At 34.0% G+C, this 15,377-nt stretch carries 15 protein-coding genes; 2 read left to right on the top strand and 13 right to left on the bottom strand.

Annotation, left to right across the window (positions count from 1 at the left end):
* Positions 1–95: 95 nt before the first annotated feature.
* Together LS81_RS02735 and LS81_RS02730 are read right to left on the bottom strand one after the other, a co-directional pair.
* The gene (locus LS81_RS02735) at positions 96–959 is read right to left on the bottom strand and encodes a hypothetical protein (RefSeq protein WP_034319919.1); all 864 of its coding nucleotides are present in this window, start codon (positions 957–959) and stop codon (positions 96–98) included.
* Between the two features lie 155 nt (positions 960–1,114).
* On the bottom strand, positions 1,115–2,308 hold the full coding sequence (locus LS81_RS02730; protein ID WP_034346796.1) for an epoxyqueuosine reductase QueH: 1,194 nt from the start codon (positions 2,306–2,308) through the stop codon (positions 1,115–1,117).
* 387 nt (positions 2,309–2,695) lie between these two features.
* Between LS81_RS02730 and rimO the strand changes: the two genes are divergently transcribed.
* Positions 2,696–3,991 carry a 30S ribosomal protein S12 methylthiotransferase RimO gene (rimO, locus tag LS81_RS02725; RefSeq protein ID WP_034346794.1) on the top strand — a complete coding sequence of 432 codons (1,296 nt, stop codon included), beginning with the start codon at positions 2,696–2,698 and terminating at the stop codon, positions 3,989–3,991.
* A 181-nt stretch (positions 3,992–4,172) separates the two neighbouring features.
* On the opposite strand, the gene LS81_RS02720 is transcribed toward rimO, so the two are convergent.
* The 5 genes from LS81_RS02720 to queA all read right to left on the bottom strand — a co-directional run bounded on the left by LS81_RS02720 (position 4,173) and on the right by queA (position 8,931).
* A complete protein-coding gene (locus tag LS81_RS02720) occupies positions 4,173–4,934 on the bottom strand; it encodes a trimeric intracellular cation channel family protein (protein ID WP_034346792.1) in 762 nt (253 codons plus the stop codon).
* Between the two features lie 62 nt (positions 4,935–4,996).
* Positions 4,997–6,583 carry a methyl-accepting chemotaxis protein gene (locus tag LS81_RS02715; protein ID WP_034346790.1) on the bottom strand — a complete coding sequence of 529 codons (1,587 nt, stop codon included), beginning with the start codon at positions 6,581–6,583 and terminating at the stop codon, positions 4,997–4,999.
* A gap of 27 nt (positions 6,584–6,610) precedes the next feature.
* Complete coding sequence (lptA, locus tag LS81_RS02710) at positions 6,611–7,084, bottom strand: lipopolysaccharide transport periplasmic protein LptA (protein ID WP_034346789.1); 474 nt, start codon at positions 7,082–7,084, stop codon at positions 6,611–6,613.
* Positions 7,085–7,093: 9 nt separating this feature from the next.
* A complete protein-coding gene (locus LS81_RS02705) occupies positions 7,094–7,696 on the bottom strand; it encodes a hypothetical protein (protein ID WP_034346787.1) in 603 nt (200 codons plus the stop codon).
* A gap of 68 nt (positions 7,697–7,764) precedes the next feature.
* Entirely contained in the window at positions 7,765–8,931 is a 1,167-nt protein-coding gene (queA, locus tag LS81_RS02700; protein WP_034346785.1) for a tRNA preQ1(34) S-adenosylmethionine ribosyltransferase-isomerase QueA, read from the bottom strand.
* A 238-nt stretch (positions 8,932–9,169) separates the two neighbouring features.
* Between queA and LS81_RS02695 the strand changes: the two genes are divergently transcribed.
* Positions 9,170–9,436, top strand: a complete 267-nt coding sequence (locus LS81_RS02695; RefSeq protein ID WP_034346783.1) for a hypothetical protein — start codon at positions 9,170–9,172, stop codon at positions 9,434–9,436.
* A 372-nt stretch (positions 9,437–9,808) separates the two neighbouring features.
* Here the strand turns inward: LS81_RS02695 and LS81_RS02690 are convergent, their stop codons facing one another.
* The 6 genes from LS81_RS02690 to LS81_RS02665 all read right to left on the bottom strand — a co-directional run bounded on the left by LS81_RS02690 (position 9,809) and on the right by LS81_RS02665 (position 15,368).
* Positions 9,809–10,351 carry a HyaD/HybD family hydrogenase maturation endopeptidase gene (locus LS81_RS02690; protein ID WP_034346782.1) on the bottom strand — a complete coding sequence of 181 codons (543 nt, stop codon included), beginning with the start codon at positions 10,349–10,351 and terminating at the stop codon, positions 9,809–9,811.
* 15 nt (positions 10,352–10,366) lie between these two features.
* Positions 10,367–11,074 carry a Ni/Fe-hydrogenase, b-type cytochrome subunit gene (cybH, locus tag LS81_RS02685; RefSeq protein WP_034346781.1) on the bottom strand — a complete coding sequence of 236 codons (708 nt, stop codon included), beginning with the start codon at positions 11,072–11,074 and terminating at the stop codon, positions 10,367–10,369.
* Between the two features lie 29 nt (positions 11,075–11,103).
* On the bottom strand, positions 11,104–12,867 hold the full coding sequence (locus tag LS81_RS02680; protein ID WP_034346780.1) for a nickel-dependent hydrogenase large subunit: 1,764 nt from the start codon (positions 12,865–12,867) through the stop codon (positions 11,104–11,106).
* A 64-nt stretch (positions 12,868–12,931) separates the two neighbouring features.
* Positions 12,932–14,209: a hydrogenase small subunit gene (locus tag LS81_RS02675; protein WP_104696498.1), complete on the bottom strand. Its 1,278-nt coding sequence runs from the start codon at positions 14,207–14,209 to the stop codon at positions 12,932–12,934.
* Between the two features lie 209 nt (positions 14,210–14,418).
* Positions 14,419–15,036 carry a tetratricopeptide repeat protein gene (locus tag LS81_RS02670; RefSeq protein ID WP_233715906.1) on the bottom strand — a complete coding sequence of 206 codons (618 nt, stop codon included), beginning with the start codon at positions 15,034–15,036 and terminating at the stop codon, positions 14,419–14,421.
* A 140-nt stretch (positions 15,037–15,176) separates the two neighbouring features.
* The gene (locus LS81_RS02665; RefSeq protein ID WP_138069869.1) at positions 15,177–15,368 is read right to left on the bottom strand and encodes a hypothetical protein; all 192 of its coding nucleotides are present in this window, start codon (positions 15,366–15,368) and stop codon (positions 15,177–15,179) included.
* Positions 15,369–15,377 lie beyond the last annotated feature (9 nt).

The following is a 15,377-nucleotide window of genomic DNA, read 5'->3' as shown; positions in this document are numbered from 1 at the left end:
CTGTGTGATTTATAATGATATGATTTGTAATTATTTGATATGAAATGTAAGCAAATACAATCATTTTTGAAATCTGTTTTATATCATTATAAAGTCTATTCTGCCCTAGCATACGCACGGATATTTGTAATACGACTTATTTCTTCTTCGCTTAAAAATATAATAAATGCATAATTGTTTTCTACTGCATTTTCTCGCACAAGAAAGAATGAACGCAGACGATATGATAAAGCCATGGGGCTTAATGGCTCAACCTGATAGGTTGCAAAGGTGGTGCGTTTTGTGTTGGCAAGTAAACGGCTAATCTTTCTTTCCATTTTTGTATTGTAGCAATCAAGGCTATAATCTCTAAAGTCTGAATACACACCAACAATATGCTCTTGTGTAGAATCTATAAACGAAAAGTAGAGATATGATGAAATGCGATGTAATTTTTGTGCGAGTAAGCGAGAATATTCAAGTGGAATGGCTTGAAAATTATCAAGATAAAAATGTTTAATTCCATACCAACCCTCATATTCTATATATTCTAGATCAAAATCACCAAACACTACGCAGGACATATCAAAATGACGCAAATCTTTTAAGTTTCGTATAACTTCATTGGAGCAGTAGGTTTGACCTGAAAGCTGTGCAAAAAGTGTGCGAAGATTTTCCAAATACATATTGTCATAATGAAAATCAAAACTCACAACATAAGGATAGAATACAATATTGTATTCATTGCGATAACCCTTTTGAAGATCCTGTGCTAAGCCAAACTCATTATAACGTGTTAAAAGAGGGCTTTTTGCAAGTGGATCAAACTCTTTTATGGCAATATGGTATGCATCTCCAGATAATAGTGGTGTAATCATTTTTGTATTAAGTTCAGCATGAAAATCAATATCTTGTGGAGTTACTTTAAGATCATGTGTAGTTTTTTGTGGATTAAGATTAAACACACTTGTACTTGCCATATTATTCCTCATAGTTTCAATAATTATCAGTGTAAAATGAGATTATAACATGAAAGCAATAATATAAAATTAAGTTTATACACATAAAATATTACAGATGTGGCATTTTTCTACAAAAATGTCTCAGTTTTTATAATATTATCAGACAAGCCCTGTTACATTTCTTCAAATACTACAAAATTGCGCTCGTTTTGAAATACACTTTGTATCTCTAAAGTAACATCATGTGGAATTTGTGTATCAAGAATAATGATGGGGTTGATACTTTCCATACCACATAATCCATACCTTAGATGCATTTCTTGTATGTATTTTGGCGGATTTTTTATCATATCAATCACATCTTTATAATCTGTGTTAAGGAAAAAGTTCAAAGTATTTATGTCTATAAACACACTATCATCTTTTTGTGAAAAACCCACAAGGAGATTGGAATCGAGTGCATATTGCTCCTCTTTTTGACTAAGTAAACTAATCTTTTCTTTACTTGAAAGCAAGTTTAATTGTGTTTGAAAGATTTGGTAAAAATTATCAATTTTTGGTTTAGTCCATACTATTTTACTGCTCTTTGCTTTCTTTTTGGAATTAGATCTAGCGATAATGTATGAGTGGATAACCTCTTTTTTATGCCATGCTCTACCTAGCAAAAGTCGCCATGCTAAATTCTCCTGTTGTGTTAAGATATAGCCCTTTCCCTCTTTTTCTAATATATCTCTTTGATTGAATGTTAGTTTTCTATACTCATTGCTTGCTGGCATAATTTGTCCGCCAACACTGCTCATCATCTCAAAGACAATCTTGTCTTGCTTACTTCTTTGCTGTTTTAGGGCAAACTGGCAACCGCAATAATTCTGCCTATAAAGCTTATCTTCTTTTGCAAGTTCATTTTGTTTATTGACACCACCATTTGCCCTAACATTAATCTTAATAAATTCTAAATCGTTTTTTTCTGCGATTACATCGCCTTGTCTATAAAGGACTTGCTGCTCTTTCATAGGGCTACTTAAAAGCGTTGTGGTAAATTTTTGTATTTGCATTTCTTTTGCAAGTTGTGCGGTTTTAACAAGCCTTGTGTCAAAACACACATTACATCTATCTCCTTTTTCTGGTTCATTTTCTAAGCCTTTTACATTATTAAACCAAACTTGTGTATCATATTCACCTTCTATGAGTTGAATATTGAGCATATTGCAACTCCTTCTTACATCCTGCAGTCTTAAATCATGTTCTTCTTTTGGATGTATATTCGGGTTGTAAAAAAAACCTATGAGCTTCTCGTCTGGATATGCTTTGTGAAGTTCACTTAAGAAATAATGACTATCGACACTGCAACATATATGAACCAACATTATCACTCCTTACTTATTCTTATAGGCAAAGAAAATATAACCACCCAAACCAATAAGGACAACCAATAACAAAAATACAATCAATACAATATCTAAAGTTTCCATATTACCTTCTTTATTATGATCAAAACTTTTATCGGGGATTAATTTGTAAAAATAGAAACGTGAATTATAGAATCTAAAAGCTTAAAAAGTTATATAAGGAATCTAAATTTTAGTTTAATTTATAGATACTGCATATATAATTTAACATCGGTTTTGTTTTGGCTTATTAAGCCAGTAGCAAACTATTTATATTTGCCATATCTCATAAAATTTTGCTATAAACTCTCTTTTGAATTATGTGATAAACAAGTAAAAAGCAAACTGATAAAAGGAATAATAGTCATGAAAAAATTGCATGTAGTATCTCTTGGGTGCTCTAAAAATCTCGTAGATTCTGAAGTTATGTTGGGCAAATTACAAGATTATGAAATCACACAGGATTTAAGTAGCGCTGATGTGATCATTATTAACACTTGTGGCTTTATCGAAGCTGCAAAGAAGGAAAGCTTGGGACATATATTTGAGGCATTGGAGGGACGTAAGAAGGGGGCATTATTGGTTGCAAGCGGTTGTCTTGTAGCACGTTATGCAAAAGAAATTAAAGAAATGATTCCAGAAATTGATATCCTTACGGGTGTAAGCGATTATGACAAAATAGATACAATGATTGCAGAAAAAAAAGGTGTCATAAATAATAATGTATATCTTCAGAAAGATGAAAAGAGAATTATTACAGGTTCACAAATCCATGCATATGTAAAAATTAGTGAGGGTTGCAATCAACAATGCTCATTTTGTGCCATTCCTAATTTTAAAGGAAAATTACAGAGTAGAAGTATAGATTCCATATTGCGTGAGATAGAGTCTCTTGCAAAAGAAGGTTATAAAGATATAAGCTTTATTGCACAGGATACAAGCTCATTTTTGCGTGATAAAGGCATAAATGATGGACTTTTAAAATTAATCAATGCTATAGAAGCACAAGGGGCTATTAAGAGTGCTAGAATCCTTTATCTATATCCAAGTTCTACGGATATAGAGTTGCTAGATGGCATTGCAAACTCACAAATATTCCAAAATTATTATGATATGCCGATACAACATAGTGCAAAATCTGTCTTGTCGCATATGCAAAGAAGTCATAAAGATATGATGAAGCTGCTTGAATATATGAGAAAAATACCAAATAGCTTTGTACGTAGCAGTGTGATTGTGGGTTATCCAACAGAATCTGAGAGCGATTTTGATGAACTTTGCGACTTTTTAGAATCTTTTCGTTTTGATAGACTAAATGTATTTGAATATTCAAAAGAAGAGGATACAAAAGCAGGTATACTTGATGAACTTCCAAGAAAGATACGCACACAACGCATTAATAAAATAAAAAAGATTCTAGCAAAGATTGATAAGCAACATTTTTCTGCAATGCTTGATACTCATATTCCCTGTATTATTGAGGGTAAAAGTACGCTAAGCCCACATTTTTATAGTGCAAGAGATATGCGATGGGCAAAAGATATTGATGGCGAGATTCTTATAAATGATGGTGAATATAGCGGTGCTGGTTATTATAACGTGCATATTACACAAACACAAGATAATATACTGATTGGTAGTATACAAGATCGTCTTGCATAGCAATATAAATGGCTATTGTTATAAATAGAAAAACCTTGCAAGTTATATAAAAGGCTATAAGCTAAAGGCTTGAAAGCTATAAAATCTATATTCTAAAATGTGTGAGAGAGATTTTTAGAACTTAATGGAGTTAGGCACATTCTAAATTCTATACGTTTATTCTGTAGAGTTAAATTTTATGTTATCTATCTTCTTTTGTATTTAGTTGAGTGTCTTGTTGTGCTACATTCTCTTTTTTAGGTTCATCTGAGTCTTTTAATACAGCGTTCTTTAGTAGGGGCTTTTGCTTACAAATTCCTTCTGTATCTTTTTGCTTATCATGGGGTAAATTTGTCTCATCAAATGAAAATACAGGTAGGCTAAGCTCATAATGTAGAGCAATCATACGGAATGAAAAGCCAAAAATTAAAGTAATAATAACTGCAACATCATTAGGTATAGAAGTATAAGAATAAAGGCAATAGTATAATACGCATGCTACAATGGACACACTTGCATAGAGTTCTTTTTGGAAAACAAGTGGTATTTTATTGCATAAAATATCGCGTAAAATTCCCCCTGAAATTCCAGTTACAACCCCAGCTATAACGCAAATCACAAAACCAAAATCATGTTCTAATGCTTTATTAACGCCAATAATGCTAAAAGCAATCAACCCAATTGCATCAAGCAATAAAAAGAATCGACTAATATTGGCAAAAAAATAAGGGATACGAGTAGTAAGCATACTAAAAAAACACAGGATAATGACATATTCAGGATGCTTTACCCAAGTCATGGGGTGCATATCAAATAAAATATCACGTATTGTTCCACCGCCAATAGCAGTTACCAAGGATATAAGCAAAACGCCAAATAAATCCATTCGATACTTACCAGCTGCCAATGCACCAGTAATAGATTCTGAAACGATTGCTATAATATAGAGTATTTGTAGAATCATATACTACTCTCCTGCTTATTGCATAAGGTTATGACAAGAACCCAATGGGAAATATTATAATATCAAGTCTTAAATTTTGAAATAGAATCTTCTAGCGATTGTGCTTTTTGTGTCATTTCACTTACTGCTTCATTAATATTATATCCCATTGCTTGCGTACTTTTACTATGTGACATCATATCATTCATCATCACGCTTAAATCATTTGTGCCTTGCACAATTGTATTGTTTGTCTCTTTGAGTTTTAGCGAGTTGTTTTTTGTAATCTGCAATTTATCTTTTGCATCGTTTGCATGAGTAATTAATGGTTCTGTTGTATCTGTGATTGTTCTCATAGAGTTTGCCACATCAATAATTGTATGTTGCATATCGCTTATGCTTTGGGTTACAAGATTTACATTACTGCTAATTTCACCTAGAGATTTTCTTGTGCGTTCTGCAAGTTGTTTTACTTCATTTGCTACAACAGCAAAACTTCTACCATGTTCACCTGCTCTTGCTGCTTCAATCGCTGCATTTAGAGCTAATACATTTGTTTGATCGGAAATATCATTAATAATAGAGACCACTTCTCTGATGTGATTTGCATGTCTTGTTAGATCATCAGCATGTGCAACAACACTTTCTTGATCTTTAGCAAGTTCTGTGATAAGATTGATAGAATCTTGTAATTTTGTTGTAAATTCTATAAGTGTTGCTTCTGTCTCATCAATGTCATGGATTGTATGACTTGCGGTTTGTTCCACGATAACGAGTTGCTTTCCTACTTCTTGTGTTAGCTCATTAACCTTATCAACAAGGATAAATTGCTTGTCAGCATTTTCTGATAATGTTTCAGCAACTTCTGAAAGCATGAGACATGTTGCAGTATTCTCTTCACTCACACCTTTACTTAACGCTATTGTATTTTGTATTGTTTCTATAAAACGATTTACATAGGTTGAAGTGATACCTACTTCATCTTGACTTTTAATTGCAATTCTCTTGGTTAAATCACCGCTTCCACCCTCTGTCAAATCTTTTGCCATATCTCTTAAATTATTAAGCGGTTTTACTAACTCTTTTTCAAAAAAGATATACAAGCCAATAAGAACCAAAATCCCTGCACCTACCATTGTGAGAAGCAAATATCGCTGTGTTTCATCAATTTGATCATACATGCTATCTAAAGATATGTTTAAATCTAGTACCCCAAGTATATCGCCTTGTTGCACATTTGCATGACATTCAAGGCAACTTGCATTTGCAATGAGGGGTTTTTTTAATGTGAAGCTACCTTTGCGTTCACCACTATCAATATGTTGCTTCTTTGTTGTAAATACCTCTTGAATATTAGCAGGGATATCATGAGAATACCTTTCACCCCATATTTCATCAATACTCTTTGCCCTGTATATTGCAATGGATTCTATACCTTCAATTTTATTTGCCTCCTCAATACTTGAATCCATTATCTCTCGCACACCAATATTCATACTCATACGTATGGTTTGAAATACAGAATTTCCAATCATTTGTGCGATTTCTCTACCCTCTTTTGCTGCCATTTTATTAAATCCATTTGTAATAGTGAAATAAAGTCCACCAAAACTACATACAATAAAAACAAAAAGAGTAAAAAGCACTTTTGATCGAAAAGTCCGCATCATACCGCCTCCTATAATACAAGCAAGATTTTATTCTTCATCTTTATCAAGTGTAAAAGTAACTCTTGCTGGAGTTCTTTTTTTTCCGACGATATTTGCATAATCTCCGTTGCCTGATAGCACTATCTCATCACCTTTCAATACATTTGGTTTACCTATCTCTTCTACAAATGCATTATCATATAGTCGGTATTCATTTTGCTTCACATAATAGATTAGTCTATTTGCCTTACCCTTAAGCTCTCTTTTATCTGAAGTAATGATGCTAAAGCGGACATTGCCTATTGCCTCATATCTTATGGGTTTTCGTGCCTTATCTGTGTAGACAATCACCTTGTCAGAAAAGAGTCTATCACTCCCTTTTTTAATATCTACATCCCCTGTAATTGTTGTTGTATTTCCAATACTTTGAAAATTTTGTGCCACAATGTCAATAATATCTGGTTTTATTGCATATGCAAGATTTGTCATGATTATACACATACTTATATACAATATTCTCATTTTCGCCCTTTATCTTATAAGCCTTGTCACGATATTTTTTGCTCTAATTGTATCAGTCTTTTCATCATAGAAAATGTTTTCACCCTCTGTGGTCATATCAGTATCTTCGATAAAAAACCTTCCTTTTCCTGCAAAAACTTCTGTTAATGTATTATATACACCTTTTTCTGAAAAAAACTTTCTATTTGGTTTTTTTGTGTAATTAATCCCTGCGACAAAGTCATATTCATTACCTTTATGCCATACCTCCTTTCCTTCCAATGTTTCTATGCTTGAGTCATCATTAAAGCGACTACCATAAAAGTCAATATACAGCTCCTTATCTTTATATTGCATACCCTTACTAGCTTTTACAATCATGTCTACTTGCTTTGTATTGAGGCGATGTAGAGTGAAGTCAAACATTTCAAGCTTTGGAATCTCCTCTGCATGATTACTATATTGCACACCTTTTTGCTTGAATAATAACAATGAAATCAAACTAAATAACAAAAGGGCAAGGAAAAAAATAAGAATATAATCTAGATTATGCAAAAATGTTTTAAACTTTATGTATTTCTTAAGTCCAAAAATACGCCATCTTGTAAGCTCTTTGCTCTGCATAGAAGCCATATATAACCTTTAAATTCAAATATCTTTTTTGTAGAATCTTATAAGCAAAAAATATACACATTATTATCTCAAATAATAAGCATACCATCGCCATAAGAGTAGAATCTGTATTTATTTTCTATAGCCTCTTGATAAATTCGAAGAGTTTCTTTTCTGCCAATCATACTACTAACAAGCATTAATAGACTTGATTTTGGTAGATGAAAATTTGTAAGTAGGGCATGGACTTTTTTTGGTGGATTAAGTGGATGTAAAAATATCGTATTTTCACCCATAATATCACCATTTAGTTGTGTCAAATCCTCTCTTATCAACCATTCTACACTACGCATACTGGTTGTACCAACACACAAGAGCTTTTTTGCATTTAAAATCTTTTTAACTTCTTGTTCTTTGATAAGACAAGATTCTGAATGAATTTTGTGATTGAGTATGTTTTGACTTGTTACAGGTTTAAAGGTGCCTGCACCAACATGCAGAGTTACAAAGGCATGATCATATTTTTCTTTCAAAACCTTAAACATAGATTCTGAAAAATGGAGGCTTGCAGTAGGTGCTGCTACAGAACCATCATGTCTTGCAAAAATACTTTGATAATCCTTGGAATCTTTTTCTGTGCTTGTGCGTTTCATATAAGGAGGTAAAGGAATATTGCCACATGCTTGCAATACAGAGAGGACTTGTGATTGTGATAATACATCAACATGGGAGAATATGTCTGTATGAGATTTACATAGTGCAATCTCTCTTACTGCAGCAATATCATGTAATGTGAAGAATGAGACAAGTTTATATCCATCATTCTTTATATCTAATACTTGTATAAATATATCTATGTTATTCCATCGGAGAACAAATATATCATATAGTTTTGCCTTGCCTTTTATTTGAACTAAATGTAAATTATTAGACAGCCATTTATGATAAAAGATTTCCCTTTTTGTTGGCAAAATATAATCTTGCAAAGTTTGCATTTCATGAGGTCGTGTCTTATGAAGAGATTCTAGGGATAACTTATTGACAAAAAGTCGTGCATTGATCACCTTTGTATCATTTAATACAATAAGGTAATCTTGTGGAATATAATCAAATAGTTTATGAAATGTTGTGTGTGTTATTTTACCATCATGATAGATTAAAAGTCTTGCATTCTCCTTTGGTGTAATAGGTGTTGTTGCAATCAAATTGTTGGGTAAAACAAAATCATAGCCCAATAAGTCTAAATCATCGCACATGGAATCAGTCCTGTTATTTTCTTATTGTGTGATTCTACACTTTAATTCCTGTTTTATGTGATACTAGAGTAAAATTTCTTCAAAAATACAATTTTCAGCATAGCTTATTTTTGGATTACACAACTAAATATTTTTTAAAATTTATGTTTGACGAACTTCAAGAGTAAAAATATTTTAAATTTTTTAGAATCTATGCTATAATGCACAACCTATTTTTATTTTTTCTAGGAGTTTTATTATGAAAAAGTTTTTGGCAATGACAGTTATCGCAGGGTTGGCGACTTTATTTGTTGCGTGTGGTGATAAAAAAGAAGAAAAAGCACAAGCACAAACAGCGCAAGAGCAAGCTAAACCAGCAGAAGCAGCAGCTACTACTGACAATGCAGCAGGAGCACAAGAAGAAGCTAAGGGAGCTACTGAGGCTAACGCAAAGGAAGCTAAACCAGCAGAAGCAGCAGCTACTACTGACAATGCAGCAGGAGCACAAGGCGAGTCATCTAAGTAATTCTACTTCAAAATCATAGTATAGTAGGGCATAGTTTCAAAGCTAGACTATGTCCCCCCCCCACATCTTTTATCTTTCATATCGTATTATCATTATATTTTTACATATGCTTATGGTGTTTGTTTGAAGTTTATTGGTTTGCAAATTATTGCTTTTCTAGTTTTAAATAATACAAAGCTACTTACTTTCTAGAAGTTAATTATATAAACATATTACAGAATGTCCATGAAAAATCATAAGTCTCAAACCTATATCATCACAAAAGCTATGAGGAAAAAGTAGTACATGTTTTAATCGTGAAATAGAGTGGATAATCTATCCGAATTACTATGAAATATTTTTATTAATACAAAAGAGATTTAAGGGTGGATTCTAAAACCCTCGATACGAACTATTGGCTATTTCTTGTAATGATATATTCTTTGTCTTATTGATACGGAATCCTAGATTTTTTAGATATAAGATGGCACTTTGCTCCATAGTTAATGCACCTCGTAAAAGAGATTGACTTAGACTAAAAGCAGTATCTTCACCAATTACTTCAGGTACAATACCGATGACATGCACTCTCGGTAAATCGCCCATCATTCTTGTTAAATGCAGTGTTTGTAACATTTCAACTTCATGAGCACTACCAGCCCAAGTGATACATGATGGCACATTATCAAAATCAAAGCTATACACTTCACCAACTTGTGCGTTTTCAACACTTACACAATCAAGCAGTAATACATGATCATATTCTACAATAAGGGGAATAAGCATATTTGCCAATGTACCACCATCAACAAATTCAATATGATGTTCCCCACCACTATCAAAAGTATAGTTCACTTTTAAATAATTACATAAGTGAACCCCAATACCTTCGTCTCCAAAAAGAATATTACCAATACCAAGCACTAAAACATTCAAGTTATAAATCTCTCTTTATATTCGTTGCTCTTCTGAATAGCGAATGCCACTTACCATTGCATCAGCACCTCCATTTGGATAACGTACAGAATTCCAAATTACAAGATAAATATGCACTGGCACAAATACAATAAACACCCATGTAGCAATATGGTGTATCGCCCTAACATTTGCTAATCCACCACATACAGAATCTACCCAGCCAAAGCATATACCTATAACACCACCTAAACCATCATGATACACATTTGCATAAAGATTTGCACCTGTTAAACAAATAACTAACGTTACTAAACCTAATACAAAATATGTAGTAAATTGTAAAGGATTATATGCTCCTTTGATATGAGGATGTTTAGCGATAAAAAGATATGCCCCAATTGTTTTTATCCAAACAAGTGGATTTAATAGCTGCCAAAATGATAGGCGTTCAGGTCTACTTGATGGAGCAAAAAAGAATAAATATACTCTAAAAATTGAAGCCGCAATTAAAACAAATCCTGCCATGCAGTGAAACGCTCTATTATATGCTTGTAAGAAAATAACTGGCTCACCACTTGCATCTGGCTGCAAAAATGGGTATGCAATATAAAAACCACTTGCTACCAAAAAAACAATCATAAATGCACGTACCCAATGCAAGAATCTAGTTGTTGCACCAAATTCCAAATGTTGTTGGATCTCTTTTGCGATACCTGTATCAATCTCTGTTCGTGTTACCATAAAAAGCTCCTTAATCCAAGCATACAATATTAGAATCTTGCAAATGCTGGTTCTACTTTATATTCCCCAAGATCATTGCCTTTTGTATCCATCACATGCACTGCACAAGCAATACATGGATCAAAAGAGTGGATATGTCGTATAATTTCTAAAGGCTGTGTTAAATCTGCAATCTTTGTCCCAATAAGACTCATCTCATAAGGTCCTTTTTGCCCCTTAGAATCTCTTGGTCCAGCATTCCATGTAGAAGGCACAACTGCCTGATAATTTGATACTTTTCCACCTTCAATACGCACCCAATGGCTTAACATACCTCTTGGCACATTACCAATATAGCAGCCTTTGTACGATTTGCTGTTATCAATGATATATGGTGCACAAGTTGTAGTATCTACTTTAAGATTTCTCACAAGCTCATCAAAGGCTCTTAATCCATTATCTGCCAACACTTTTGCCTCTAATCCTCTAGCTGCTGTGCGACCTAAGGTGCTAAATAGATGATTAGTGCTTAAACCAGTACGCTTTAAAAACGCATCTACTGCGTTATGCAAAGCTTCATTTTTACCTTTTGCATAACCTACAATAACAGCTGCTAAAGGTCCAACCTCCATAGGTTTACCATCATATCTTGGCGATTTAATCCATGAGTATTTAGAATCAGTTTGTAAAAGCTTTGTACGCTCATTCTTACCACTTAAACCTATGCTTTCACCATCTTTAAAACCTGTATAATTTGGAGTAGTCTGTCCATCATATGGATGAAGTGCATCTGTTGGTTTGATTACTTCGCCATTACTATGCTTACCTTCATACTTATACCATGAATTTGTTACTTCCTCTGCAATTAATTCAAGGTTCACATCGTGAACTTTGCTTAAATCTCCATCAAGCACATAACCGCTATCAAGTAGATATTCGTTGTGTCCAACTTGCATTTCTTGGAAACTTAAGAAGTTTTTTAAATTACAACCTGCCAAAACGCTTGGTTCACTTGAATATGTCATTCCAGTCATGATTAGATCTGGATAATAGGCGCGATTGATAAAATCAGCAACCATTTCATACTTTGCTTTATATTCTGCAAGTCTTGAAGGATCTAAAATATCCATGATAGAAGTAACACCGCCAACTGTTAAACTTTGCGGATGTGGTTGTTTTGCACCAAAAATAGCCATCATCTTCGCAGCTTCTCGTTGTATCTCAAGCAACTTTAAGTAGTGTGATAACACAATAAGGTTTTGTTCTGGATTTAAGCGATAGGTCGCATGTCCCCAATACCCATTTGCAAAAGGTCCAAGAGAGCCTTTACTTGCAAAGTCTTTAACACGTTTTTGCACTAGCCTTAATTCATCTTCACCTGCTGCTATTGGAGAATCTGTGTATTCAAATGCGAGTTTCGCAGCTTTAGCGGGATTTGCACTCAATGCACTTATAATATCACACCAATCAAGCCCATGCAATGTATAAAAATGCACAATGTGGTCATGAAAAAATAAAGCTAAATTCATAAGCGTACGAACAAGCTTTGCGTTATATGGAATCTCAATGCCTAATGCATTTTCAACCGCAGTAATACCCGCCTTATAATGAGAATAGGTGCAAACACCACAAATTCTCCCTGCAATAAAACCTGCATCTCTTGGATCTCTCCCTTTTATAATGGTTTCCAACCCACGCCACAAAGTAGAACTAGAAAATGCATCTGTAATCACATTGTTATCGTCAACAACAACCTCAATTCTCAAATGCCCTTCAATTCTAGTAATAGGATCAACAACAATTCTTTTCGACATACCTTTTCCTTTTGCTAATATTTATAAGTGTTTGATGTGTTGTGAAACACAATATAATGTGAATTTACTTCGGCTTTATAGCACCAGACAGCATTGCATGTGCAGCAATACCGATTGCAGTTGCACCTAAAACTACCATACCAACCCTGTCTGCCGTGTGATCAGCACCTGCACCTCTAAACGCTGTTTGATAGCGATTCCCAAGTGGTACTTCAAATGGAGACATTGTATCCCAGAAATGTGGCTCACTACACCCTATACAACCATGTCCTGCACCAATGGGCCAATTTGTATGTGAGTTAAAACGAAGTTTTGAACAATTATTGAAAGTATAAGGTCCCTTGCAACCAACTTTGTATAAGCAATATCCATTTTTTGCATTTTCATCACCAAAGTGTTGCACAAATTCACCAGCATCAAAGTGACCCCTTCGCTCACATAAATCATGAATTCTGTGTCCATAAGCCCACTTTGGTCTATGAAATGCATCAAGTGCCATATCACCAAATAATATATGTTGCATAAGTGTACCCACAATATTCTTCTCATTTGGTGGACAGCCAGGCACATTGATAACTTTTTTGTCAATAATATCACTCAAAGGATGCGCATTTGTAGGATTTGGTGCAGCCGCTTGTACACCACCAAAGCTCGAACATGTCCCAATTGCAAAAATAGCTGCTGCATGTTCTGCTACGTGTCTGCATTCTTCTGCACCAGTTCTACCAGATGCGCCGATGGTAAGAAAATATTCAGTATCCTTTGGAATCCCACCTTCCACCATCATAACATAACGACCATTATATTTCTTTACTGCATCTTCTAAGCTTTTTTCCGCTTGATGTCCAGAGGCAGCCATGATAGTCTCATGGTATTCCATACTTACATAATCAAAAATAATAGAATCAATACCTGGATCTTCACTTCTTAATAAGCTTTCACTACAGCCAGTACACTCTGCCATATGTAACCATATAATAGGCACTCTATCAGCAAGTTCTGCAGCACGTGCTGTAAGTGGTGCAAAAGTCGCAGGTAGTCCAATTGATGCGGTAACAACTGCTGCCCATTTCATAAAATCTCTTCGTTGGATGCCCTTTTCTTGCAGAACTTCTTTCAAATCTTTACCATTTTTTTCATCTCTGAGTGAAGGAAGCTTTGCAAGTTTATCTAAGCGTTTCTTAACCTTATTGAAGAGTGATTGTTTTGTATGGAATGTAAGGTTGTCGCCCTTTGGATTCTGACTATAGTCAAGTGCAATATTAGCAGTATCACTTGACGCAGAATCTAAAAGCATAGTATTGGTGCGTGGCATTCTATGCGTCGTTTCATGTTTGCTCATCATTGTCTCCTTAATGAAAAGTTTTGGGAGTTATAGTGTCGCTATTTTACAATAAAATACATGCTTTCTTAGATTATGTGTGTATTTATTCAGAATTCAATAAACTCATGTAACTGAATGTAACTAAAAACAGGTATCTAAAAACAACCTTGCTTCTTACTTTCTATAACATCATTGTATTATTCAGAGAAGGATGTGTAATTAATTGTTTATTTAAAGTCGTGGCTTTTTATATATAGGCCGCGTTTTTTCTGCAACGTGGGCAATATAACACCATTTTTTTTGAGCAATTGTGCATTCTTACACGCTTTTGCTATACCATAATCACATGCAACATGAAAGAAATATAGTGCATTACTAGAATCTTTTTTGTAGTTTGCATATATTACAGCAAGATTAAAACAAGCTTGTGGGTATTGCATGGAGCAGGCTCGAGCAAAAGATTGCAAAGCTGCATGTCCACGCATATGAAGTGATAATTGTGTGGATTGTAATACACCCATATTATAACAACCTATTACATCACCATTATTACACGCAATATTGTACATAGTTTCTGCATCACTAATATTTCCATGTAGTTGATACAGTAATCCTAGTAGGGTACAACCAAGATTCTCATTAGATTGACAAGATTTCTGTAGATAAGGTATTGCTTCTTTGTCATTGCCATTTGCGCTCAATGTGGCACCTACAATATGACATACATGAGAATCGCACTCATTCACACTTGGTATACCTCGCCCAAGCAAAAGTGAGCATGAATTTGTTATACCGTCGGCACATTGTCGCAATAAAGACATGGGGTCTTGTTGTAATTCTTGCATATTGGCATGAGCTGTATACTGGGTGTAGGAACTTGCAAATGAGAACAATATGCTACAACAAAGAACGATTAAATACCGACTCAACACAAAATTTACCTTTTACACACTACTATCCCATACATTTATTGCAAATTTGTATTTTATAAACATTCACGACAATAGTTTCTCCCATTCTTTTTTTTCATATCTGCTTGTGTAGCATATATACCGCATTTCACACATTGTACGAGATGTATTTCTTTATCCTTTTTAAAAGTCTTATTAATTTGTTGCATATTAAGTAATGTAAGAATAAGTACTGCAACAATAATAATGATTAATAAGAATAGCATCATTCACTC

The sequence above is a fragment of the Helicobacter trogontum genome, assembly GCF_000765905.2.
Lineage (GTDB): Bacteria > Campylobacterota > Campylobacteria > Campylobacterales > Helicobacteraceae > Helicobacter_A > Helicobacter_A trogontum.
The sequence above is the reverse complement of the archived record's forward strand: the minus strand, read 5'-3'. Positions and strand labels throughout refer to the sequence as shown.